The following is a 21,551-nucleotide window of genomic DNA, read 5'->3' as shown; positions in this document are numbered from 1 at the left end:
ACAATTGGCGGCAACCATTTTTCTTAACGTTTACGCGAGTGGATTAACGCTTCCTCAACCATAAGGACGCAAATTGTCGAAACGATAAGAAGGCATTTTGCCGATTGTTTCGAGTTGGGCGATTTGTATGTCTAAGTTGAATGAGAAATTAAGCCGTCGTCATTTTCTGCTCGGTACGGGTGCTGTCTTGCTGGGTGGCGTTACGGGCTGTTCACAAACGATGGACATGTCTGCATTCCAGATGAACGTCGATCCGATGTCCACCGGCGGCATTACACCGATGCGTCCGCAAATCAGCGTGGACAAGGCGATCACTACACCTGACGTGATGTATGCGGCGGTGCAGGAAGGGCAATATGCGCTTCCAGCGATTCCTTATGCCAAAGTGCCGAAAGAATTCCGTCGCCAGATAGTGCCGGATCCGACAGGCGAAGCGCCGGGAACGATTGTGGTCAGCACCAAGGACCACTTCCTATACTACGTGCTCCCTGGTGGTGAAGCGCTCCGTTATGGCGTTGGCATCGGTAAGGCGGGCTTTGAATGGCAGGGCCGCGCCAATGTTCAGTACAAGAAGCAATGGCCGCGCTGGACGCCTCCGCCGGAAATGATCCAGCGCAGGCCAGACCTTGAAAAGTATCGCAACGGTCAGGAGCCGGGTCCGCAAAACCCGCTCGGCGCGCGTGCGCTTTATATCTTCCAGAATGGTCGCGACACGGGTTATCGCATCCACGGATCACCTGAATGGTGGTCGATTGGCCAGTCGATGTCGTCGGGCTGTATCCGCCTGATGAATCAGGACATCATTGATCTATATAATCGTGTTCAGGGAAAGGCACCGATCATCGTTGGATGATCGGTGTTTCATCTCGCAAAAGAATTAGAGCGCATCCGGAAAAATTTGAAGCGGTTTTCGGATAAGACGCGCAAAGAGAAAAGAGCGTGTGCATTCAGGAAATGCACACGCTCTAAAGTTTTCCGGGCTGACTGGAGGTCGTATTGCCCGGTTATTCGGATGCTTCGTTCGCGACGATTATTCGTAACGACCTGTCTTGGCTGCTGTGTCGGCAAAAGCGACGAGGCGTGAAAGCTCAATCTTCATGCTATCCACTGAAGCGTGGAGTGTCTGTGATTTCGGGGCGGTCATATCTTGCGCCATCTGGGTGGATATTGCCGGCATGGCAAAGGCTGCTGTCGTCAAAGCAATGGCTGCAACAAAGCCGAGGCGTCGTTCGGTTCTGGCTTGCATTTTGTTCTCCTCGCGCCGCAATGAGCGGTCTCAATCAAAGTGGTTTCCTACGCAGCGTTCCTGAAATTAGTGAAAGGTCGCGCGACGGGTAATGTTCAAAGCAATGTCGATGGCATGGATCGGTATTGGCAACAAAGTCTGTCCGAAATCGGCCAATGTGTCGGCAAAATTGCGGGCCGCATCTGCCACATCGTCGCAACGCCGTTTACAGGCGATTGCCTCAAGGCAGGTATCGAGCAGCAAGCCATCCTGATTTTGGATACCTGAAATCAGGCCCAGCGTCAGACATTCCTCTCGGCACACATGGTGCGAGTCGAATGGAAATGCGCGCAGCTGACAGCTTGCACAATGGCGCAGCACACGAATAAACTGGGAAAGCTCGGCGATTGCACGCTTTGCTTCAGAGGTCCCAAGCACTTCCGAATAGAGGCCCCAGGTCATTTCCCAGGGAATGATCGATCCGGTTTCAAAACCGGCAGTCCAGCGGCGATAGCCTTCAAGCACCAGCTTTTCCGGCAGGCGATCATAATAGCCCACGCTATTGGTGCCGTTCAGCTCCGAGATACGCATATTCATGTTCGCCTCCATTCAGAGGGCCGAACAAATGTGCAGCTTTGCTGCTTATGCTTCGCGAGGCGTTCTGTTTCCCCTCGCGCATTGCAATATCCGGTCGGCAAAAGATGAAGTTGCCATGGCAATCCATCCACATTTGCGGACCGGCATTCACTGAGACCGATCATCGGGTCCTCCAATCGAAAGGGTTCAAGGCCCAGACATCAAAGGTTGCACAAAATAACTCTCGCGCATAAAAGCTGCAAATTGATCTGGAGTCAATTACTCAGCTTTTAAAAAGGTGAATTATTTCAATAGTGTAGAATTATTCTAGACTATTACATTCATGTTTACAGCAATAAGCGAAGAACGCAACCGCTACAACGGGGTAGCGGTTGCGGCAAACGGGCGCATAAAGCACGGAGAGAAGCGCGTCATCGCCCTTTGCTCTCAATATTAAAGCGCATCCCGAAAAGTGTGAAACGGTTTTCGGACAAAGATGCGCGTTAAAACAGATAATTAGAGCGCCGATCTGATCCAATCAGATCGAAACGCGCTCTAAAGCGTGTCGCGCGTTAATCGTTTATCTTAACGCATTTCTTTATCCCAAAACCGGTTTCCACTTTTGGGAGACATGCTTTAATGATTTGAATGGTCGTCGGATTTACCGCTTTGCGGGGTCACTGGAAATTCGAGATCAATCTTGCCAGCCTTTTCGAATTCCAGCGTCGCGGAAACCTTGTCACCTTCCTTGTAAGGCGTTTCCGGCTGGATGAACATCAGATGATATCCGCCCGATTTCAGCTCCACGGATTCTCCCGCTGGAATATCCAGCCCGCCGTCGAGCTTGCGCATCTTCATGACTTGATTTTCCATGCTCATTTCATGGATTTCAACGCGCTTGACGCCTGTGGTGCTGACGCTAACCAGCTTGTCCGCGGCCTTGCCTTCATTTGCAATGGTCAGGAAACCACCAGCGACTTTCGCACCTGGAACCATGGCGCGGATCGAAGGGGCGGTGATTGTTAGATCTCCGACCTTGATTGGGGCCATGGCGTGATCGCCATGATTTGCCTGGTCGTTATGCGAACCATGCCCACCGTGGCCGACATGTTCATCGGAGTCGGTCGCTGCCAGCACTTGAAGCTGCGGAGCAGGATGCTCCAGATCGTGCGGGTTCTGACCTTCTTTGGCAATCTCGGTCCAGGCAACGGAATCATCGGTTCCGCAGAACTGCGTTACGGGGAAGGAGAGTGTTGTGTCCTTGTCGAATTTTGCAAGCTGGCCAACCACGACGAACTCATCGTAAAAATCGCTCGGCAGATCGCCTTCGCTCCATGTCACCTGCTTGACGCCGGAGGTCACATCCTTGCCGTGGACCTTATAGCTCTCAGCGTAATCGCCTTTGGCGGTTTCAACTTTCCAGCCCGCTTTTGGCTGCGGCTGTGCAGAGATAAAACCTTCTGGCAGCTCGACCTTTACCGCCGTTGTAGCCTTGCCCTCGCAACCATGTGGAATACGAACGACCGCCTTATAGAAGCCACCTGCTTTAGCTTCGCTCTTTTCAAGCGATGAATGGGCAGTTGCTATCCCTGCGGAAGCAAAAAGAGCAATAATAGAAACGGCAGGTGCGAAAGAACGAAAATTTTTCATTGTGATAAACCTGAATAGTCATGTGTTCGGGCGCAGCTTAGCTTTAAGCACGCGTTGAAAGACTGGTTTCAGGCGAAGGGGGGCGCTTGTGGCGGCGCCGATGGCGGATAGATGTCACGCCAGAGCACAGGCTGGGATGGCACAACTGTAAGCGCCAAAGCCATTTGCGGTGCTGCCCCTGTCGATGGAGCAGGTTGCGGGCACAGGTATGCAGATGAAATTCGGCAGGCTTCGCAGACATTGCTGTTGTGCAGATGCTGATCGCGGGCATGGCCGCTTTTATCAACCGCATGATCAGTGATGCAGAGCACCGGATAAGTGCCATCGGGCAGAACATATTCTGCAAGCAGCAACTCTTCAGCAGATGCGATATTGATCGGCTTGTGTGCGAAAGCAACGAGCATCAGCGCCAGTACGCTTAGCAAGCGTACTGCCAGCATCACCCGCAAATGTGTAGCACCGGCCTTCAACTCTCAGCTTCTCCTTTGTGCAGAGCTTTAACTAATTCATCATGGTCGTCTTTGCCAAGCGTCAAATAGCAGCGCTTTAAGGGAATAGGTCAGCATGTTTGGTTGTGTAAGGTTCTAACGGCAATACTGCCTTACTGCCTAATTACACATATCGCCCGCCGCGCTGAATGACCTCGATCTTGTAACCGTCCGGGTCTTCCACGAAAAAGAAGCGCGCGACCTGGACATCGCCATTCTTGAAGTCTACGAGCTTGCCGACTTTGAGCCCTAGCTCCATGAAGCGTGTGTATTCGGCATCAAGATCATCGACGACAACGGCGAGATGTCCATAACCATCGCCAAGATTGTAAGGTTCAGTACGGCCTTTGTTGACGGTCAGCTCGACCTCAAAATCAGTTTCCTCATTGCGCAGATAGATCAGCGTGAAAGTTTCAAAATCGATACGCTCCGCGATCTTCAACCCGAAGGCCTGATCGTAGAAGGAAACGGATCTTTCCTCATTGAGAACGCGTATCATTGAATGGACGGCTTTAGCCATGATGTCACCTGCCTGCTGGAAACTCTTTCATCGGATCTATTGGCCTTTTGGCTAAAACTGGATTATCTCAAGACATGCGAAGCGGGCAAGCTCAATGCGTGTTGCAGACGAGGGCTTGCTGCAGACGAGGTTTGAATAATGTCAGGCGTAACGCGTGAACAGGTTCTGGAACGGCTAAAGGCCGTAACAGGTCCAGATTTTGAAAGCGATGTCGTGTCGCTCGGTCTGGTGTCGGATATTTTTATTGCCGACGGCAAGGTCTTCTTTTCCATCACAGTCCCGGCGGATCGTGCAAATGCGCTTGAGCCGATGCGGCTTGCCGCTGAAAAAACAGTGAAGGAAATCCCGGGCGTGTCCGGTGCGCTGGTGACACTGACTGCGGAAAAGAAAGGTGGTCGGACCAGCGATGATGCTCCACCACCACCGAAACCTCAGCCACGACCGGCTCCAGCTCCTGCCGCCGCCCATAGTCATGCTTCCCCGCCACGTCCTGCTGGCAAACCCGGCGTTCCCGGTGTTGGGGCGATCATCGCTGTTGCATCAGGCAAGGGCGGCGTTGGTAAATCTACGACGGCGGTCAATCTCGCACTCGGCATGTTGGCCAATGGGCTTAAGGTCGGCATTCTTGATGCAGATATTTATGGGCCCTCCATGCCGCGCCTGCTCGGTCTTTCGGGGCGACCCGAAACGATTGAAGGCCGTACGCTGAAGCCGATGGAAAATTATGGCCTTAAGGTCATGTCCATGGGCTTCATGGTGGAAGAAGACACGCCCATGATCTGGCGTGGGCCGATGGTCATTTCGGCGCTGACGCAGATGTTGCGTGAAGTGGCGTGGGGCGAACTGGATGTACTCGTCGTCGATATGCCTCCCGGCACTGGCGACGCACAGCTCACCATGGCGCAGCAGGTTCCGCTCGCGGGCGCAGTCATCGTGTCTACGCCACAGGATCTGGCTTTGATCGATGCGCGCAAGGGCCTTAACATGTTCCGTAAGGTGGATGTACCGCTTTTGGGCATTGTGGAGAATATGAGCTATTTCATCGCGCCTGATACCGGCACGCGTTACGATATTTTCGGCCATGGTGGTGCACGCAAGGAAGCTGAACGGCTGAACGTGCCTTTTCTGGGCGAAGTGCCGCTTCACATGGATGTACGCGCCCATTCCGATAATGGCACGCCAATTACAGTCGTGGAGCCGGAGAGCGAACATGCGGTGATCTATCGCGAAATCGCTCGCAAAGTTTGGGAAAACATGAAGGCGGGCAAGGGAGCTGGAAAGACCGCTCCGGCGATTGTTTTTGACTAAACTAGAAAAGGGCCCTTTCGGGCCCTTTTTATTATAGTTCGTCTCCCAAGAGTGGAAACTGGCTTTAGGTAACTACGCTCGGCTCGGTTCGTCCACTGCGTTTTTTCACTTCAGTGATTTGTTCGGCGGCGTCAATCAGAGTAGCCAAAGTTTCCTGCGTATCCAGATTGTGCTTGGCCTGATCTGCTTCGTAGCGCTCGATATAAATGCGGATAGTGGCTCCCGATGTGCCGGTGCCTGACAAACGCAAAACGACGCGCGACCCGCCTTCGAAATAGATGCGGATGCCCTGATGTTCGCTTACCGAATGATCGATCGGATCATGATAGGCGAAATCGTCGGTCTTCTCGATCTTGAGGCCATTGACGCTCGTGCCAGCCAGTCTTGCAAGCTTACCGCGTAGATCAGAAACAAGCTTCTTTGCTATGTCGGAATCAACGGCTTCGTAATCATGGCGCGTATAGTAGTTGCGTCCGAAACGCGCCCAATGCTCTGCCACGATGGCTTTTACGCTTTCCTTGCGCACTGCCAGAATGTTGAGCCAGAGGAGAACGGCCCATAGCCCGTCCTTCTCGCGCACATGATCTGAGCCGGTGCCGGAGCTTTCTTCGCCGCAGATCGTGACCTTGCCATGATCAAGCAGATTGCCGAAGAATTTCCAGCCAGTTGGTGTTTCATACATGCCGATGCCGAGCTTTTCCGCCACACGGTCAGCAGCGGCACTCGTCGGCATAGAGCGCGCAATGCCCTTGATGCCATCTTTGTAACCCGGCGCCAGATGCGCGTTGGCTGCAAGCATGGCGAGCGAATCGGATGGGGTCACGAAGACGCCACGACCGATAATGAGGTTGCGGTCGCCATCGCCATCCGATGCTGCACCGAAATCGGGCGCATTATCCGACATCAGCAGGTCGTAAAGCTCTTTGGCATAGACGAGGTTGGGGTCCGGATGATGGCCACCAAAATCCGGCAGCGGCATGAAATTCATCACGCTGCCTTCTGGTGCATCGAGGCGACGTTCGAAAATTTCTTTGGCGTAAGGGCCGGTGACGGCATGCATGGCATCGAATTTGATGCCAAAGCCGCCCTTGATCATGGCGCGGATTGCGTCAAAGTCGAACAGGCTCTCCATCAGTTCGGCATAATCCGTAACCGGATCGAAGATGACGATTTCAGTCTCGCCAATTTTGGCCGTGCCAATCGTGTCGATATCGATATCTGCAACTTCAGCGATTTTATACTGATCGATCACCTTGGAGCGGGCGAATATCGCCTCGGTGATCTTTTCCGGTGCCGGGCCACCATTCCCGATATTGTATTTGATACCGAAATCTTCGTTGGGCCCGCCGGGGTTATGGCTCGCAGAGAGAATCAAACCGCCGAAAGCCTTGTATTTGCGGATCATATTGGATGCGGCGGGGGTCGAAAGAATACCACCCTGACCGACCATGATGCGACCAAAGCCGTTCGCAGCAGCGCATTTCATGACTTTCTGGATCACTTCGCGATTGTAAAAGCGTCCATCGCCGCCGACCACAAGGGTTTTACCTTTGAAACCTTCCAGCACATCGAAAACTGACTGGATGAAGTTTTCAGCATAATTGGGCTGCTGGAAAACCGGGACTTTCTTGCGCAGTCCGGAGGTGCCGGGCTGCTGATCCTGAAAGGGCGTGGTGGCAACTGTTTTGACAGTCATAATTTTCCCATTCGATTCAATAATTTGAATTAGCAAGTGATCAGTCTTTGCGGTCATTGCAAGACAAGATAGATCAAACTTATTGTTTGAAAATAACAAACTGTGTGCTGTTTTACAGAAACTCTTCTAATTTTCGATTGAGGCTCCATCCTATGACACGTTGTCCAGCTGAAAGTCTGCCTGCGGAAATTCTTGCACGGCTTTCAAACAAGCAAGATCGTCTGATTGTCGCGATCGCTGGACCTCCCGGCGCGGGCAAGTCAACCCTGTCGGATTTTCTGCGGGACGCGATCAATAAAGACGGTGTTGGACCTGCCGTGGTCGTGCCCATGGACGGGTTTCATCTCGATAATGCAATCCTAGATGAGCGTGGGTTGCGCAGCTGCAAAGGCTCGCCGCCGACCTTTGATTGCGCAGGCTTTGCAGTACTTCTGGAGCGCTTGAAAAAAGCCTCTGAAGACATCGTCATTCCAGCTTTTGACCGCACGCTGGATCTGGCGCGTGCTGGCGCATCAATCGTTAGGGGCGAGCATCAGGTTCTGCTGGTTGAGGGTAATTATCTGCTTCTAAACCAGGAGCCGTGGACGCGCCTTGCGCCGTTTTTCGATATGACTATTTTTCTGGACGTGCCTTTTGCGGAACTGGAGCGTCGTCTTATCCAGCGGTGGCTCGATTACGGGCATACTGAAGGTGCAGCCCGGGAGCGGGCGCTTTCCAATGATATTCCAAATGCCGAACTCGTGGTTTCGACTTCACGCGATGCGGAATACGTGGTCGCTTCGACATAAGACGTGACGGAAATTTGTATTATCGAGACTTGCAGCAGCCGATTCCTGCCTGCATGATGCAGGCAGGCGGCTCCAGTTAAGATAGAATCTTTGGAACTGCACTAACTCTTTTACGCATTATCCCACGCAAATAAGCTCAGGTACTTGTGCTGGAAATGCATCAGAATTCTCACGGGATCAGCCATTCATGACCAATTATGTTTTCGCGCCCTCACCGCAGACTTTTGTGCCTGTGAAGGGCACTGAAGAACGTTTTCCCGTGCATCGCATATATTGCGTCGGCCAGAATTATGCCGATCACGCCATCGAAATGGGCGGCGATCCAACCCGTAACCCGCCTTTTTTCTTCCAGAAAAACCCAGATAACCTTGTGATTGATGGTGGCGATTTCCCCTATCCGCCAAAGACCGAAGACGTGCATCACGAGATCGAGCTGGTTGTGGCGCTCAAGAAAGGCGGCAGCGATATCTTGGTCGAGACGGCACTTGATCATGTCTATGGCTATGCGGTCGGTATTGATATGACGCGGCGCGATTTGCAAGCTGTAGCTAAAAAGGCCGGTCGCCCGTGGGAAGTGGCGAAAGCCTTCGAACATTCAGCACCTTGCTCGGCCATCGTGCCGGTGTCTGAAGTCGGTCATCCGCAATCAGCCGCAATTACGCTGAAAATCAATGGCGAGCAGCGTCAGGCAGGTGATCTCAACCAGATGATCTGGAAAGTGCCCGAAACCATCGCGTATCTTTCGTCTCTCTTTGTCTTGCAACCGGGTGATCTGATATATACCGGCACACCGGCCGGTGTGGGTGCCGTGAAGCGGGGAGACATTCTGCAGGGAAATGTGGATGGTGTCGGCACGATTTCGGTGAAAGTTGTTTGACGAAATCCTGTCCTGAAACGGCCAGAAACAGCCAGAAATGATTGGCGTATCGAGAACCTTTCGAAGGAGGAATGATGAGCACCTATCTTCCCGTTGACATACATGACGCCCTTGAGCGCTTTATCAACGAAAAGCATCCCGGTCTGAACCAGACCGAGGCCATCATCCATATTTTGCGTAAATCGCTCGTGCAGCACGGATACCTTGCAGCACCGTCAGAACATGGTACACCGCCCGAAGATTTGAACGCCACAAACGACGATTGAACATGAACAAGACACCACAGGACGGAGCCGGCCACAAAGCCGCCCTCGGTCGCCGCCTTCTGCTTTTGACGATATTGGCGATTTTGCTGACATGTGCGCTCGTCTGGATGAGCATTTATCTGTTCGATCCCGATGGTGGTCTCGGCCTGGATGACTTTGGAATTTTCGCGCATGAATTCAATGCGATAGATACGATGCTGCCGCGTATTTTGTAAGGTTTAAGAGCGTTCTGTTACCGATTGAAATATTCATTTTGACACGTCCGTGACGTTCTGGGCTTTCGCTTCACGTATTTTGCGTGGTAGATGACGGTTATCGATTGAAAGAATATTGACTGAACCGGGTCGCAAAACGGACCCGCTCAAGCCAAGAGGGTCTTATGGCATTCGAGGACATCAAGGCGGAAATTGCTCTGCTGTTTGAGCAGATGGTTAACCAGCCGCAGGACGTTCATGAGATTCGCGAGACAGTTCGCGAAAAGCTCAATGCGCTCAAAGCCACAGGCATGCCTCTACCAGCAGATCTGGTTGAACTCGAAAAACGTATCGAACAAGATTTCGATTCATAGGATCGGTCACTCATGCGTATAAAAGCTCAATCAAAACCGCTTTCTCTGACCTTTCTTAAAGGCGCTCTTCTCCTTGGTTGTGCAGTTGCTCTCAGCGCCTGTAACACGACAAGTGACGGAAAGCCTGCAAAGACCGCACTGATTTCGCCGGCTGAAAATTCAACGGCTACCGCATCTGCAACGGGCGACACGGCAACTCCAGCCGCAGGCGCAACCACAGTTGCGGATGCGGCCACTCCTGCTGATGGAATGCAGACAGTTGCATCGCTGGAAAACCCGGTTCTCCCGACCAATGTCCCTATTCCGGGCATTCGCGGCCAGTCCGAGCCAATGATGGCCTATGCTGGTGCGCAGGCGGAAGCCTCTCCAGCTTCCATGGCTGCTAACATGGCGTTTGAGACACCCGATCACGCGCCGGCAGAACTTGATGCGCTGATTACCAAATATTCTGTTGCCTATGATGTACCGGAGCGTCTGGTGCGCCGCGTTGTGCATCGCGAAAGCCGCTTCAATCCGGGCGCGCGCAATGGACCATATTGGGGACTGATGCAGATCAGCCATCCAACTGCGCGCGGCATGGGTTATAAGGGCAATGCCAAGGGCCTTCTCGACGCCGAAACAAATCTGAAATACGCGGTTCGTTACCTCTCGGGTGCGTATAAGGTTGCCGGTGGTGATGAAGGTCAGGCCGTTCGTTTCTATGCACGCGGCTACTATTACGATGCTAAGCGCAAGGGATTGTTGCAGGAAACCGGGCTTGATGGCAGCTGGAAGCGTACCGGTCCGACCCGCGATGCTGCCGCTGCGTCATCCGAAACGGCAACTCTGCCAGATGCAGCTGTTGCTCCGTTGCCAGGTGTCGCACCAATTCAGGCTTCCTATACGCCTTCCGCGCAATAGCCCCATCCGACAAACTGTAATCTTGACGCTGCAAAGCGATGGCAGTTTGCTGTCTTACAGCGGTTCCAGTTATTATTGACTCGTTGGAACCGCTGTAACTATTTGTTTTTACGCATTTCCGAACGCAAAACCGGTTCCAACTTTTGCTGGAAATGCTTTAACAAAAGAGTGTTGCGGTGTCTCCCAAAACTGATGCCCACTTTTGGGAGAGATGCCTTAGAAGACGTGAGCGTGTGTGATGGATGTAAAACTGCCTTATCCAATTAAATGGAAGTATGATCGGGCCGAGCTTTGGGCAGATGGTGTGGTCCATGTGCTGGGTGTGGCGCTTGCTTTTGCGGGTGCCATTGCAATGCTCATTTATTTCCTGCCGAACATGTCTGCAGCCACGTTAATCTCGTCCGGCGTCTATCTCGCGAGCTTGCTTGCAGCACTCGGAATTTCCGCGGTCTATAATATCTGGCCGGTTTCACCCACCAAATGGTTCCTGCGTCGCTTCGATCACTCGGCGATCTATCTGCTGATCGCTGGAACTTATACGCCCTTTGCTGTCCATATGGGTGATCGCGCCATACCACTTTTGCTCTTTGTGTGGAGCGTGGCTTTTGTTGGCATCATGCTCAAGCTGTTCATGCCGGGTCGCTTTGATCGGTTGTCGATCCTGCTTTATCTGGCATTGGGCTGGAGTGGTGTCATGGTCTATGACACCATGGTGCAATCATTGCCTTCGGCCGTGTTTTGGCTGATTGCGGCAGGCGGCATGGTTTATTCTCTGGGGGTGATCTTTCATGTGTGGGAACGCCTGCGGTTTCAGAATGCCATCTGGCACGGCTTCGTCGTGGTTGGCGCAGCACTGCATTATTGTGCGGTGTTCTTTGTAGGCACATGGAATTAGCTATTTTAGAGCACGTCCCGAAAAGTGGGAGCCGGTTTTCGAAACAAGATGTGCGTAAAAACAAATAGTTAGAGAATTTATCATGCTTCAACTTAATCCAGAAATGCTCTAGTGAAAATCGCGGGATTTCGGCATAATTCTTACGTTTCTCGGGTGATGCGCAGCCTGTGATGGCGCAATGAGCCGTTGCGGGTCGCGACCGCTTAAGTCGATCAGTGCGTTTGAATGGTCTTCGAGCTTTGCGGCCACCAGATGCACGACGCCTTCAGGGCTGCGCTGGACATGGCCTTCAATGCGGATGAGACGAGCGCCCATCACCTCACGGCGAAAAGCCTTCATGATTTTTGGCCAGACGACGATATTGGCAATGCCTGTTTCGTCTTCGATGGTGAGAAACACCACGCCCTTGGCGCTGCCGGGACGCTGGCGTACGGTGACAATACCGGCCACTTTCATGCGATGGCCATTGCCTCCCTCTTGCACGGCGTGACAGGTCGAGACTCCTGTCGCAGCCAGACCTTCGCGCAGATATTGTAGCGGATGTCCCTTGAGTGAAAGTCGCGTCGTCTCGTAGTCGGCAATCACATGTTCGGACGCTGCCATCGCTGGCAGGTGGGCTTTTGGCTCTTCCGCCAGTTCACTTGTTTCGGCGGCACGGAACAGTGGCAGTGTTTCATCATTGGGCAGACGACGTACGGCCCAGAGGGCTGCGCGCCGGTCAATGTCGAGTGAGCCGAAAGCATCGGCATCGGCAAGCAGCGTGAAGGCGCGCCTGTCAATCCGCAGGCGTCGATGCATGTCCTCAATGGTACGGTAAGACTCATGCCGACCGGCAATCAGAAGTTTTGCAGCATTTTCGGATAGTCCATCGATTTGGCGAAAGCCGAGCCGAAGCGCTGGTCGAATATCGAGCGTATCCTCCAGAATATTGTCCCACTGGCTTAAATTCACATCAACAGGCAACACCGTCACACCATGCTCGCGCGCATCGCGCACGATCTGGGCAGGCGCATAAAACCCCATGGGCTGGGAATTCAGAAGAGCTGCCGCGAACACCTCTGGATGATGGCATTTAAGCCATGCGGAAATATAGACGAGGTGCGCAAAGCTCGCCGCATGGCTTTCGGGAAAACCATATTCGCCAAATCCCTTGATCTGGTTGAAGCAGTTCTCGGAAAACGTCCGGTCGTAGCCACGGTTCACCATGCCGTCGATCATCTTCTCCTGCATGGTATGGATGGTGCCCATCTTGCGGAAGGTTGCCATGGCACGGCGCAACTGATTGGCTTCATCGGGCGTGAACTTTGCGGCCTCTATGGCAATACGCATGGCCTGCTCTTGAAACAGCGGCACGCCTTTGGTTTTCTCCAGAATATTGCGTAGTTCGTTGGGCTTCCCATGCTCTGGTGACGGAGAGGGGTATATCACCGGCTCCAAACCGTTCCGCCGCCGCAGATAGGGATGCACCATATCACCCTGAATAGGGCCTGGGCGCACGATGGCAACTTCAATCACCAGATCGTAGAATGTTCGTGGGCGCAGGCGTGGCAGCATGTTCATCTGTGCGCGGCTTTCCACCTGAAACACGCCGAGCGAATCGCCTTTGCAAAGCATGTCGTAGACGGCTTTGTCCTCGCGCGGCAGTGTGGCGAGCGTCAGCTTCTTGCCATCATAATGCTGAGGCTTATGCGTGTGAATGAGATCGAAGGCTTTGCGAATACAGGTAAGCATGCCAAGTGACAGCACATCGACCTTCATCAAGCCCACTTCGTCGATGTCGTCCTTGTCCCATTCGATGAAAGAACGTTTGTCCATCGCCGCAGGACCAATTGGCACAGTCTCATCCAGCCGGTCTCGGGTGAGTACAAAGCCACCGACATGTTGCGAAAGGTGGCGCGGAAAGCCGATCAGCTCCAGCGCCAGTTCTACCGCGCGCCTTATGATCGGATTGTCGGGGTCAAGCCCCGCCTGTCGGATATGCTGTTTGTCGATCCCACCGCCCGATATGCCCCAGACTGTATTGGCAAGCGCGCCTGTGACGTCTTCGGTCAGTCCCAGTGCTTTGCCGACATCGCGAATGGCGCTGCGCGAACGATAACTGATAACAGTCGCTACAATGGCCGCACGATCAGTCGAATAGCGCCTGTAAACATATTGCATGACCTCTTCGCGCCGCTCATGCTCGAAATCGACGTCGATATCCGGCGGTTCCTTGCGTTCGGCCGAAATGAAACGCTCAAACAGAAGATCCACTTCAGTCGGGTCCACGCCGGTAACGCCTAAACAGAAGCAGACCACGGAATTGGCTGCTGAGCCGCGCCCCTGACACAAAATTTTCTTGGAGCGCGCATATTGCACAATGTCATTGACGGTTAGAAAATAGGCCGCATAGTTGAGCTGTTCGATCAGCGCTAGTTCCTTGTTGATCAGCCCTTTGACCTTTTCCGGTATCGTATCCGCACCATAATGCCGGGCAGCGCCTGCCCATGCGAGATCATGCAGATGCTGTTGCGGTGTCTTGCCTGGTGGCACTGGCTCATCAGGATAATCATAACTCAGTTCATCGAGCTGGAAGGTGATGGAGGCAGTGAAGTCGGACGTGGCATCGATTGCTTGCGGATAGTTTCGAAACAGCCGCACCATCTCATGGGTTGGTTTCAGGTGGCGCTCGGCATTTTTCTCAAGCAGCCGACCAGCGGCAAAAACGGATGTGTGATGGCGTGTGGCGGTCAACACATCCTGTAAAGCGCGGCGGTCGGGATGATGATAAAGCACGTCATTGGTGGCGAGAAGAGGCACACCGGTTTCGGTTGCAATACGGGCAATCTGTTCTGCGCGTCGTCCGTCCTGCCCCTGATGCGGCATGGCAAGCGCCAGCCAGACGCAGCCGGGTGCTGCGGTAGCGATGCCTGCCAACCGGGTTGAAAACTCAGGTCCCGGATTTTCGGGATGAAACACAGCGATCTGGAATTGTCGTGCCCGAAACTGTAAGTCTGCCCAAAGAAGATGGCATTCGCCCTTGATTGCAGCGCGTGTCTTGCCCTCTGTGAGCAACCGACAAAGCTGACCATAGGCTGAACGATCACGCGGATAAACCACCATCTCCGGCGTTCCGTCAATGAAGGTCAGTCGGCAACCGATGAAAAGCCGGAAGCTGCACGTGTCGCGAAAACTCTTCCAGGCAGCGTGCGCCCGTACCACCCCGGCCAGCGTGTTACGATCGGCTATTCCTATGCCGGATAGCCCAAGTGCATAGGCTTGCTCCACCAGTTCCTGCGGATGCGATGCACCACTGAGGAATGAAAAATTGGAGGCCGCAGCCATTTCATAATAGCGGTTTATCATGCGAATAACCCATGCAGGAACCAGCGTGGCAGATTATCGCCCACATAAAGCCCCTCGCGAAAAATCCAGAATCGCTGGCCGTCTTCGTCTTCAACCCGATAATAATCGCGCAAGTCCTGGGCTGTCTGACCGATAGAGAGCCACCATTCCTGTTCTATCCGCTCAGGTCCTTCGGCAAGACGCACATGATGACGGACCCGACGCCATATGAAGAACGAGGGTGGACTGTCGGGTACTTCGGCTGTTGTCTCAATCAGCTGTGGTGGATGAAACAGCTTTATAGGTCGTGCAGGCGGATCGCCTGGCAGGACGGCAGCACTTTGATAACTTGCCTCATTTTGACGCGTCGAATGAAGAGCAGCCCGCAGGCCAAAGGCACGCTCTGGCATATGGGTATCTCGTGGAAATGTGACCAGAACGCGCTGTGGACCCAGCCGTGCTGACAATCGATCAATGAGCTGGCTGAAGCCGGCATCGTCTTCTTCGTGCTGATCAAGTCCGGTCTGATGCTGCGCGAGTGTGATGCTGCGAAGGGCGGCAAGCCGGATCATGTCGAAGCCGAAACCCGCGTCGAGCGGATCTGTCAGCGCATTCAGCCGCTCGCGCGCAAGACGCCAGAAAATCCGGATGTCGCGCAAAGGCTGACCCGTTTCAATCCGAATATGGCGAACCTGACCATCCACCCGAAAAAAAGATGCTTCAATGAGGACTGCGCCCTTACCGTCTTTTTCAAGCCTCGCGAACAGTTCCTGTGCCAGTTCCTGTAATATCTGCTCAATAAGCTCCATGACGGTGATCGGCTCCGAAAGCCTGTGCTCGACAGTGGCAAGCGACATCATACGCAGTGGCGAAATCGGCGCGCGCGTCTGCCGTGCCAGTCGGTCAAGCTTGGCCGCAAGATCAGGACCGAAACGGGCCGTAAGGGCAGAGCGCGGAAGCTGCATGACGTCGCCAAGGCGCTTGAGGCCTGCACGTTTGAGACCTGTCTCACTGGCCTCTGCCAGTTCAAGGGAAGAAAGCGGCAGGCGAGGCAAAAGCGCATCGGCTTGTGCCAGGTCAAACACACCGCCTTTGGTTCCGCGCGCCAGAAGCCGTGCGGCAAAAGCATTATCGGCAATCGCTGCCTGTACGCACAAGCCTGCTCGTTCCATGCGCTTCGTCACATCAATACGCATGGCTGCAAGCCCACCGAAGAGGTGGGCACAACCCGTAATATCAAGCATCAAACCATGCGGCGGGTCGAACGCCACAAGCGGCGTGTAACGCTCGCACCAATGAGCAAGGTGATTGACGAGGGCTGCATCGCGCTCCGGCATGGCAGGTGCCACATCAAGCATCTCCACCCGTGCGCGTGCATCAGTCAGCGCCATGCCGGGAAAGATGCCGAGCGTGGCTGCAGCTGCATCCACTGCTGTCACTCGTAGCGCATTGGCGGTGCGTTCAGTGACGACAAGCGGCAGATTACGCACAGTTTCAGGCGATGCGACGCGGCGTAACCGATCCGTCGGCAGAAAGGGGAACCAGAGTGCGAGGAACGAACGCTCGGCCTGCTCTTTCTCTTGCACCAAATTCAAGGGTTTCATTGTTCCATTCCATGATCCACTGACCACATGTGCCGTGGCGATTCCGCTCCAGAACGGCTGCAAAGGCAGGTTTTCCTGGCGCATTTGCCCCACTGGTCTGCGACGGAGCAGGGGCTATACGCCAACGGCTGACAGCGGCACTTTGCACTGCACTCCGATGGCTACGCAGTAAAATCGCTGGAAGCTGGGCCGTCTCGGTCGCTAGAAGCAGACGGCGCGAGGCTGTGAGATCCAGACACTTCGGTTTGCCTGTCACTGAGGCAACGATGCCCGCAACGAGGTGCGCTGCCTTGCTGCCGTTGCCTGCTACCAATACATCACCCGCCGCCTTCAACACGTCTTGTGCAGTGGGGCATCGCACAATCAAAAGACGCGACGGATCAATACCGAAGGCATGAAGGCCCGGCGGATAAAGTCCGCCATATTCGTTTGATGCGCTTTCTTCCTCGATCCATATGATCGGCCTTTGTGCCTGCGAAGCCCGCAACGCAAGCGCCAGTGCAAAGCCAGTTGCCGCCATATGTGCGCCGGGGTTTTCAGCAAAAACCTCATGCAGTGCATCGCCTGCAAGACCATGCGGAAAAGCATCATTTATACCGGGAAAACCAAGTGTGAAGCTGCGCGCACGTCCGAAGCCCGTGAGTGCCTCATTTGCAAAACTGTCTTGTGGGTCGTTGCCTTCAATGGCCGTAACCATGCACCGCAACGCCGCGATGTCGATGCCGCTCACGTTTAGATTCCATCATTTGTTCTCTATATGTTCTAGTATTGAATCGTGTGAAGCAAGAGTCAAGCGGCATCAGCTGTGAGGAAATGTGGATAAGAAAAATGCTCCGTTTTAGAGGGTATTTCGATCTGGTTTTATCAGATAGCCTCTCTAAGGCGGAGCATTTATAGCCGCGGATCTATCAGGTCAGGCTGCTTCTTTGAAAGGCACAGCTGCCAATTGCGCAAGATGGCCGGGAAGATCAGTGCCTGCGCCTGTTGCATTGATGGTGTCAAAATAATCGTGCCAGCCGGTAGCAGTGATTCCGGCAATCAACATATCGAGTGCTGCTTCGTCTGGAAAACGCCAGATGGCAAAGAAGCTCTGTTTCGGTGCATAAGGCTTTGTTGCATCAACGGGACCTAGAGCCAGGGCTTCGATACCAAGAGCTGCAAGACCACCCATACCTACGCCGACTTTTTCAAAGAAGGCTTGCCTGTCTTCAGGGCTCAGTGCGTGCCAGCTCGATTTCGGAGAATAAAGCTCGGCGAGATAATAGGTCATGTCATTTCCCTTAAGGTGTCGTTGATCTTGAAAGAGCGTCCCGCATCGGTGCGGCTCCAGATGCGACGTAGCAATGTGCTCAGAAGTTGTTGTTCGCCGAGAGAAAGATCGCTCATCAGGCTTGCAATCCACGTCGTATGCTCATCGAAAAGCTGTTGCGCCAGTTGGGCGCCTTCGGGCGTCAGCTGGATAGTCAGCTTACGGCGATCTTGCATGTCGGAATGACGCTTGACGAAGCCATCCCGCTCCAGCCCATCCAGCAGGCCGGTGATCGTCGCGCGTGTTACACCCGCGCGCTCTGAAAGTGTGTGCGGAGAAAGGCCATCAGGTGCGTTCTGCAACAAAAACAACAGAACAAACTTACCTTCAGAAAGCTTGTGGGGCGCGAGCCTATTGGCGCAATCCCGGTCTATTGCCGCAGCTAGAGATAAGACCTCAAAACAGGTTTTGAGGTCGCCCATAGAAGGGCTGTTCCGACGTTTCAGTTCGCTCAACAGGGCGTGATGTTTTTGCTCTATAATATCCATACGGCACCATATAGTATGGCGCCATATTAAAATCAATTCATTTTATGATACAACGATGATTGAGAAAACCTGATAAACGCGTATATACGAAACATATATATTTCGCATACGGATCACTTAACTGGGTAGAGCTATGGGCATTGTGAAAATCGACGACGAACTGCATGAGGAAGTGCGCAAGGCGAGCGATGTCATGTGTCGCTCGATCAATGCACAAGCCGAATACTGGATGAAAATCGGCATGCTGGCGCAGGCCAATCCCGACATGTCATTCAATGAAATTGTTCAGATGCAATTGCGTGCAGCGCAGGTAGAGCTTTCCGTCATGGTGGTCAGGCCATCATGACCAAGACGTCTGCCGAAGTGGAAAAGATGGCAGTATCGGGAGCATTGCTGGCCTCGGTTTTTGCGCTCCTTGACCGCACGCCGCTTGCTGGCATGACAACGATGCAGGTGAATGATCTGGTCGAGGATTACATCACGCGGGATCTGAATGCGCGGCCCGCCAGTAAAGGGCAGTATGATTATCCCTATGTGTTGAATGCCTCGAAGAACGAGGTCGTCTGCCACGGGATGCCATCGAATGATGACACAATAGAGAATGGCGAGATCATCAATTTCGATATCACGTTGGAGAAGGATGGCTATATCGCCGATTCCAGTAAGACTTACATGATTGGTGAAGTTGCTCCCTTTGCCTCGCGGTTGGTCCGTGTGACTTATGAGGCACTGTGGAAGGGGATTGCCGCTGTGCGTCCCGGTGCAACGCTGGGCGATATTGGCTATGCCATCGAGCGATACGCCAAGCGTCATGAGTACAGTGTGGTGCGCGAATATTGCGGGCATGGTATTGGACGCGAGATGCATGAGGAGCCGCAGGTTCTGCATTTTGGCAAGCCGGGCACAGGTGAGCGTTTGCGTGAAGGTATGGTGTTCACCATCGAGCCAATGCTCAATCAAGGCGCAGCCAAGGTGAAGACGAAACAGGACGGCTGGACGGTGGTAACGCGCGACGGAAAATTGTCGGCGCAGTTCGAGCATACCGTGGCTGTCACTGCCAATGGCGTTCGGGTGCTGACCTTGCGCCCCGGCGAGGAAAAGATGCTGGCGGGTATCAAGCACGCCAGCTGAATCTCAACCAATCCTGCCAGTCATCCAAAGTAGCGAAACAATCGTTCCACCTATGCTCATTCCTGCTGCAAGAATGGTTCCTAAAATGACTGGCGCGAGCTTCAGAAAGGAAACGTGAGGTGATACTTCCAGCTGGAAATTCGCACGGATATTTTCAGGATTAAGACAGGTAATCTCGTAATCACCCGGCACGTTGCAATCAAAATAACCCAAGGCGTGAGCAGCATAGCCGCGCATATCTGTACGTCTGACGCTTAGCAGAGAACGGCTTGCGGAGTGATAGGGAACCCGTGTGCCAGACGCGTGTGCTTTGATAGTGAATTGGGCTGAGAAATAAGCCGTTCCAGTGAGAACAGTGAACGGCGGAAACACGATGCTGATCATATATCGCCCTACCTTTGGCAAATGAAAATTTTGCGTCTGGCTATCAGCTGGAAAACGGTGACGGACATTAGGCGCAATGATTTTCCATAGGATGGAAACGCAGCGGATCAGCAGATAAATGCCGAGTAAAATACAGGCAGGCAGCGCCAGATAGAGAAGCAAAATCTCATGCCCCATGTCTGTGTGTCTTTTAGGTATTCTTGAATTGAAAAGCCCGCCGGGAGGCGGGCTTTTTGTCGTGCTTTTAAAGGCCTAGCGACGGTCGCGCGCTGCGAGTGTACGCAGACGAAGTGCATTGAGCTTAATGAAGCCTGCTGCGTCCTTCTGATCGTAAGCGCCCTGATCGTCTTCAAATGTGACGAGCTTGTCGGAATAAAGCGACTTATCGCTTTCACGGCCAGTCACGATCACATTGCCCTTATAGAGCTTGAGCGTGACTTCGCCTTCAACGTGGCGCTGGCTGAGGTCGATAGCGGCCTGCAGCATTTCGCGCTCCGGTGAGAACCAGAAGCCGTAATAGATCAGCTCTGCATAACGTGGCATCAGCTCATCCTTGAGGTGCGCAGCCCCTCGGTCGAGCGTGATCGACTCGATGGCACGGTGGGCAGCCAGCAGGATCGTTCCACCTGGGGTTTCGTAGACACCGCGCGACTTCATGCCCACGAAACGGTTTTCAACAAGGTCTAAACGACCGATGCCATTGTCTCGGCCATAATCATTGAGCTTGGCAAGCAGTGTGGCAGGCGACAGACGTTCGCCATTGATCGAAACGGCATCACCCTTTTCAAAGCCAATCTTGATGATGGTTGGTGTATCAGGTGCTGATTCTGGCGAAATCGTACGCATGTGCACATATTCAGGCGCTTCGATTGCCGGATCTTCCAGAACCTTACCTTCAGACGAAGAGTGCAGCAGGTTTGCATCGACGGAGAACGGCGCTTCGCCCTTCTTGTCCTTGGCAACCGGGATCTGGTGCTGTTCAGCAAATTCGAGCAGATGCGTGCGACTCTTGAATGTCCAGTCGCGCCATGGAGCGATGATCTTGATGTCCGGGTTCAGCGCATAAGCGGAAAGCTCAAAGCGAACCTGATCGTTACCCTTGCCGGTTGCGCCGTGCGCAATAGCGTCGGCGCCGGTCTTCTTGGCGATTTCAATGAGGTGTTTGGAGATCAGCGGGCGGGCAATCGATGTGCCGAGCAGGTAGACGCCTTCATAAACGGCATTGGCGCGGAACATCGGAAAGACGAAATCGCGCACGAATTCTTCGCGCACGTCCTTAACGAAGATTTCTTTGATGCCCAGCATTTCAGCTTTCTTGCGTGCTGGTTCAAGCTCTTCGCCCTGGCCAAGATCGGCGGTAAAGGTGACGACTTCTGCGTTAAGCTCAGTCTGCAACCATTTCAGGATGATCGAGGTGTCGAGACCGCCGGAATAGGCGAGAACGACCTTTTTAACGTCTTTCAGCTTGCTCATAGTTCACTTCCGTCTGAGATGCGATTGTAGCCCAAAGGGCTGTAGAACAGGATGTTGCAGTTCTTTTATCAGTTGCTAAGC

General features: G+C 53.5%; 24 protein-coding genes. 11 read left to right on the top strand and 13 right to left on the bottom strand.

All coding sequences use genetic code 11. The features are described 5' to 3' along the window. The first annotated feature begins 127 nt into the window (after positions 1–127). A complete protein-coding gene (locus QBD00_RS04785; RefSeq protein ID WP_095445825.1) occupies positions 128–853 on the top strand; it encodes a L,D-transpeptidase in 726 nt (241 codons plus the stop codon). 177 nt (positions 854–1,030) lie between these two features. Here QBD00_RS04785 and QBD00_RS04780 read toward each other — a convergent pair whose 3' ends face one another. From QBD00_RS04780 to QBD00_RS04760, 5 genes are all read right to left on the bottom strand, one after another. Next, positions 1,031–1,246, bottom strand: coding sequence for a hypothetical protein (locus tag QBD00_RS04780; protein ID WP_024898268.1), 216 nt, complete (start codon positions 1,244–1,246; stop codon positions 1,031–1,033). A 66-nt stretch (positions 1,247–1,312) separates the two neighbouring features. After that, on the bottom strand, positions 1,313–1,822 hold the full coding sequence (locus QBD00_RS04775) for a hypothetical protein (RefSeq protein WP_191793747.1): 510 nt from the start codon (positions 1,820–1,822) through the stop codon (positions 1,313–1,315). 615 nt (positions 1,823–2,437) lie between these two features. Next, complete coding sequence (locus QBD00_RS04770) at positions 2,438–3,451, bottom strand: DUF1775 domain-containing protein (protein ID WP_318578781.1); 1,014 nt, start codon at positions 3,449–3,451, stop codon at positions 2,438–2,440. A 68-nt stretch (positions 3,452–3,519) separates the two neighbouring features. After that, entirely contained in the window at positions 3,520–3,921 is a 402-nt protein-coding gene (locus tag QBD00_RS04765; protein ID WP_412534981.1) for a hypothetical protein, read from the bottom strand. Positions 3,922–4,063: 142 nt separating this feature from the next. Next, complete coding sequence (locus QBD00_RS04760; protein ID WP_264230506.1) at positions 4,064–4,459, bottom strand: VOC family protein; 396 nt, start codon at positions 4,457–4,459, stop codon at positions 4,064–4,066. A 138-nt stretch (positions 4,460–4,597) separates the two neighbouring features. Between QBD00_RS04760 and QBD00_RS04755 the strand changes: the two genes are divergently transcribed. Then, positions 4,598–5,767, top strand: coding sequence for an Mrp/NBP35 family ATP-binding protein (locus tag QBD00_RS04755; RefSeq protein ID WP_318578780.1), 1,170 nt, complete (start codon positions 4,598–4,600; stop codon positions 5,765–5,767). 64 nt (positions 5,768–5,831) lie between these two features. Here QBD00_RS04755 and QBD00_RS04750 read toward each other — a convergent pair whose 3' ends face one another. Further along, positions 5,832–7,463 (bottom strand): alpha-D-glucose phosphate-specific phosphoglucomutase, encoded by a 1,632-nt coding sequence (locus QBD00_RS04750; RefSeq protein WP_318578779.1) that lies wholly within the window; start codon positions 7,461–7,463, stop codon positions 5,832–5,834. A 152-nt stretch (positions 7,464–7,615) separates the two neighbouring features. Here QBD00_RS04750 and QBD00_RS04745 point away from each other — a divergent pair, with 152 nt between their 5' ends. The 7 genes from QBD00_RS04745 to trhA all read left to right on the top strand — a co-directional run bounded on the left by QBD00_RS04745 (position 7,616) and on the right by trhA (position 11,757). Next, positions 7,616–8,251 (top strand): nucleoside/nucleotide kinase family protein, encoded by a 636-nt coding sequence (locus tag QBD00_RS04745; RefSeq protein WP_318578778.1) that lies wholly within the window; start codon positions 7,616–7,618, stop codon positions 8,249–8,251. 187 nt (positions 8,252–8,438) lie between these two features. Further along, on the top strand, positions 8,439–9,128 hold the full coding sequence (locus QBD00_RS04740) for a fumarylacetoacetate hydrolase family protein (RefSeq protein WP_095445832.1): 690 nt from the start codon (positions 8,439–8,441) through the stop codon (positions 9,126–9,128). A 74-nt stretch (positions 9,129–9,202) separates the two neighbouring features. Further along, positions 9,203–9,394 carry a hypothetical protein gene (locus tag QBD00_RS04735; RefSeq protein ID WP_318578777.1) on the top strand — a complete coding sequence of 64 codons (192 nt, stop codon included), beginning with the start codon at positions 9,203–9,205 and terminating at the stop codon, positions 9,392–9,394. Between the two features lie 2 nt (positions 9,395–9,396). Next, entirely contained in the window at positions 9,397–9,609 is a 213-nt protein-coding gene (locus QBD00_RS04730; protein ID WP_095445833.1) for a hypothetical protein, read from the top strand. Between the two features lie 164 nt (positions 9,610–9,773). Then, positions 9,774–9,962, top strand: coding sequence for a hypothetical protein (locus tag QBD00_RS04725; protein WP_024898257.1), 189 nt, complete (start codon positions 9,774–9,776; stop codon positions 9,960–9,962). Positions 9,963–9,974: 12 nt separating this feature from the next. After that, the gene (locus QBD00_RS04720; protein WP_318578776.1) at positions 9,975–10,862 is read left to right on the top strand and encodes a lytic transglycosylase domain-containing protein; all 888 of its coding nucleotides are present in this window, start codon (positions 9,975–9,977) and stop codon (positions 10,860–10,862) included. A 238-nt stretch (positions 10,863–11,100) separates the two neighbouring features. After that, positions 11,101–11,757 (top strand): PAQR family membrane homeostasis protein TrhA, encoded by a 657-nt coding sequence (trhA, locus tag QBD00_RS04715; RefSeq protein ID WP_095445835.1) that lies wholly within the window; start codon positions 11,101–11,103, stop codon positions 11,755–11,757. Between the two features lie 108 nt (positions 11,758–11,865). On the opposite strand, the gene QBD00_RS04710 is transcribed toward trhA, so the two are convergent. From QBD00_RS04710 to QBD00_RS04690, 5 genes are all read right to left on the bottom strand, one after another. Next, positions 11,866–15,102 (bottom strand): error-prone DNA polymerase, encoded by a 3,237-nt coding sequence (locus tag QBD00_RS04710; RefSeq protein ID WP_412534980.1) that lies wholly within the window; start codon positions 15,100–15,102, stop codon positions 11,866–11,868. Continuing rightward, positions 15,099–16,685 (bottom strand): DNA polymerase Y family protein, encoded by a 1,587-nt coding sequence (locus tag QBD00_RS04705; RefSeq protein ID WP_318578775.1) that lies wholly within the window; start codon positions 16,683–16,685, stop codon positions 15,099–15,101. The genes QBD00_RS04710 and QBD00_RS04705 overlap by 4 nt, the downstream gene beginning before the upstream one ends. After that, positions 16,576–17,415, bottom strand: coding sequence for a hypothetical protein (locus QBD00_RS04700; RefSeq protein WP_318578774.1), 840 nt, complete (start codon positions 17,413–17,415; stop codon positions 16,576–16,578). The genes QBD00_RS04705 and QBD00_RS04700 overlap by 110 nt, the downstream gene beginning before the upstream one ends. Before the next feature lie 183 nt (positions 17,416–17,598). Continuing rightward, a complete protein-coding gene (locus QBD00_RS04695) occupies positions 17,599–17,955 on the bottom strand; it encodes a DUF6616 family protein (RefSeq protein WP_095445839.1) in 357 nt (118 codons plus the stop codon). Beyond that, positions 17,952–18,482 (bottom strand): MarR family winged helix-turn-helix transcriptional regulator, encoded by a 531-nt coding sequence (locus QBD00_RS04690; RefSeq protein ID WP_095445840.1) that lies wholly within the window; start codon positions 18,480–18,482, stop codon positions 17,952–17,954. The genes QBD00_RS04695 and QBD00_RS04690 overlap by 4 nt, the downstream gene beginning before the upstream one ends. Positions 18,483–18,615: 133 nt before the next feature. Here QBD00_RS04690 and QBD00_RS04685 point away from each other — a divergent pair, with 133 nt between their 5' ends. Both QBD00_RS04685 and map read left to right on the top strand, forming a co-directional pair. Beyond that, positions 18,616–18,828 (top strand): ParD-like family protein, encoded by a 213-nt coding sequence (locus tag QBD00_RS04685; protein ID WP_318578773.1) that lies wholly within the window; start codon positions 18,616–18,618, stop codon positions 18,826–18,828. Continuing rightward, positions 18,825–19,613 (top strand): type I methionyl aminopeptidase, encoded by a 789-nt coding sequence (gene map, locus QBD00_RS04680; protein ID WP_095445842.1) that lies wholly within the window; start codon positions 18,825–18,827, stop codon positions 19,611–19,613. The genes QBD00_RS04685 and map overlap by 4 nt, the downstream gene beginning before the upstream one ends. Before the next feature lie 3 nt (positions 19,614–19,616). Here map and QBD00_RS04675 read toward each other — a convergent pair whose 3' ends face one another. After that, positions 19,617–20,174 carry a hypothetical protein gene (locus QBD00_RS04675; protein ID WP_318578772.1) on the bottom strand — a complete coding sequence of 186 codons (558 nt, stop codon included), beginning with the start codon at positions 20,172–20,174 and terminating at the stop codon, positions 19,617–19,619. A 75-nt stretch (positions 20,175–20,249) separates the two neighbouring features. Beyond that, on the bottom strand, positions 20,250–21,470 hold the full coding sequence (locus tag QBD00_RS04670; RefSeq protein WP_318578771.1) for an argininosuccinate synthase: 1,221 nt from the start codon (positions 21,468–21,470) through the stop codon (positions 20,250–20,252). Positions 21,471–21,551: the final 81 nt, after the last annotated feature.

Source organism: Ochrobactrum sp. AN78 (assembly GCF_029909885.1).
Lineage (GTDB): Bacteria > Pseudomonadota > Alphaproteobacteria > Rhizobiales > Rhizobiaceae > Brucella > Brucella quorumnocens.
The sequence above is the reverse complement of the archived record's forward strand: the minus strand, read 5'-3'. Positions and strand labels throughout refer to the sequence as shown.